2 protein-coding genes and 1 tRNA gene are annotated in these 2221 nt (G+C 68.4%); 2 read left to right on the top strand and 1 reads right to left on the bottom strand.

Annotated features, from left to right (window positions below):
- Positions 1–72: 72 nt before the first annotated feature.
- Positions 73–160, bottom strand: a tRNA-Leu gene (locus ACIRU3_RS47660).
- A gap of 198 nt (positions 161–358) precedes the next feature.
- Here ACIRU3_RS47660 and ACIRU3_RS47655 point away from each other — a divergent pair.
- Positions 359–1684: a M20/M25/M40 family metallo-hydrolase gene (locus ACIRU3_RS47655; RefSeq protein ID WP_404070736.1), complete on the top strand. Its 1326-nt coding sequence runs from the start codon at positions 359–361 to the stop codon at positions 1682–1684.
- Positions 1685–1831: 147 nt separating this feature from the next.
- The gene (chpH, locus tag ACIRU3_RS47650; RefSeq protein WP_404070733.1) at positions 1832–2065 is read left to right on the top strand and encodes a chaplin ChpH; all 234 of its coding nucleotides are present in this window, start codon (positions 1832–1834) and stop codon (positions 2063–2065) included.
- Positions 2066–2221: the final 156 nt, after the last annotated feature.

Here is a 2221-nt window from a genome sequence, read left to right as displayed (position 1 = left end):
CGGCCCCCCCAACCGGGGAACTAAAAACACCCGTGTCCCCGCCCTGACGCGGGTCGGCACCTCTGGTGTTGATGGTGTCCGAGGGGGGACTTGAACCCCCACGCCCGATAAAGGGCACTAGCACCTCAAGCTAGCGCGTCTGCCATTCCGCCACCCGGACAAGGTGTCTGTCGTGCGGGGTTTCCCCCGCGGCGACGAAGGAAACACTACCAGGCTTTCCGGGGTGGCCGATCACACCCCGTTCCCGGGTCCGGGCCCGGGTGAACGGCGTGTGACGGGCCGGGACCGGTCTTGGGCGCGGGGCGGCTCGGAGGGAGGATGAAGAGGACCACCAGCATGGACAGTGGGAGGAAGCAGCGTGAGCGAGACGGACACGGCCAAGGGCGTCACCGGCGAGGACGAGGTCGTGGACCTCTGCCGCGAGCTGATCCGGTTCGACACCAGCAACTACGGCGACCACTCCGGCCCCGGCGAGCGCAAGGCCGCCGAGTACGTCGCCGAAAAGCTCGCCGAGGTCGGGCTGGAACCGAAGATCTTCGAGTCGCACCCGGGGCGTGCCTCCACCGTGGCCCGCATCGAGGGCGAGGACCCGTCCAGGCCCGCGCTCCTGATCCACGGCCATCTGGACGTGGTGCCGGCCAATGCCGACGACTGGACCCACCACCCGTTCTCCGGCGAGGTCACCGACGGATGCGTGTGGGGGCGCGGGGCCGTCGACATGAAGGACATGGACGCCATGACCCTCGCGGTCGTGCGGGACCGGCTGCGCAGCGGCCGTCGGCCGCCGCGGGACATCGTGCTCGCCTTCCTCGCCGACGAGGAGGCCGGGGGCACGTACGGTGCCCGGCACCTGGTCGACCACCACCCCGACCTCTTCGACGGCGTGACCGAGGCGATCAGCGAGGTGGGCGGCTTCTCCTTCACGGTGAACGAGCAGCGGCGGCTCTATCTGATCCAGACGGCCGAGAAGGGCATGCACTGGATGAAGCTCACCGTGGCCGGCACCGCCGGGCACGGCTCGATGATCCACCGGGACAACGCCATCACCGAGCTGTCCGAGGCCGTCGCCCGGGTCGGCCGGCACAAGTTCCCGGTGCGGGTCACCAAGACCACCCGGGCCTTCCTCGACGAGCTGGGCGACGCGCTCGGCACCGAGCTGGACCCGGAGGACATGGAGTCCACCCTCGCCAAGCTCGGCGGTATCGCCAAACTCATCGGCGCGAGCCTGCGCAACACCGCCAACCCCACCCAGCTGAACGCGGGTTACAAGGTCAACGTCATCCCGGGCGAGGCCACCGCGCACATCGACGGACGCTTCCTGCCGGGCCACGAGGAGGAGTTCCTGGGCGACCTCGACCGGTTGCTCGGGCCGAACGTCCGGCGCGAGGACGTGCACTCCGACAAGGCCGTGGAGACCGGCTTCGACGGGGCGCTCGTCGAGGCCATGCAGTCCTCTCTGCTGGCCGAGGACCCCACCGCCAAGGCCATCCCCTTCATGCTCTCCGCCGGCACCGACGCCAAGTCCTTCGACGACCTCGGCATCCGGGGCTTCGGCTTCGTGCCGCTCAAGCTGCCGCCGGAGCTGGACTTCGCCGGAATGTTCCACGGCGTGGACGAGCGGGTGCCGGTGGACGGGCTGAAGTTCGGCGTGCGGGTGCTCGACCGGTTCATCGACGCGTCGTGAAGCCATGGGCCCAGGTAATCGGGCGCCCGTACGAGATCGAGCTGAGAAGAGTGAATGCGACGATAAGCTCGTAGCTCCATTAGTTCCTCCTCGTTACAGGTGATGCGATCAGCGACACATGATCGCTTTTGCCAACAAGGAGGAATAATGCTCAAGAAGGTCGTTGCTGCTGCGGCTGCCACCGGTGGTCTGGTTCTCGCGGGTGCGGGCCTGGCCGTCGCGGACTCGGGTGCCCAGGGTGCCGCCGTGCACTCGCCGGGCGTCGTTTCGGGCAACGTCGTCCAGGTGCCGGTGCACGTCCCGGTCAACGTCTGCGGCAACACGATCAACGTGATCGGGCTCCTGAACCCCGCCTTCGGCAACACCTGCGTCAACAAGTGACGCAGGCTCCCTGAGGGGCGTCTTCTACGAGCCGTGGGGGGGGGGGGGGGCCCCCCCCCCGCCCCCCCCCCCCCCCCCCCCCAACGGCCCCCCCCGGAAGGCGGGTACTACCTCCGAACAAAGCAGAAATGGGGGGTTAGTTAAAATCACAAAGAA

The organism is Streptomyces sp. NPDC101151 (genome assembly GCF_044768335.1).
Taxonomy (GTDB): Bacteria; Actinomycetota; Actinomycetes; order Streptomycetales; family Streptomycetaceae; genus Streptomyces.
This window is presented reverse-complemented; position numbering and strand designations above follow the sequence as displayed.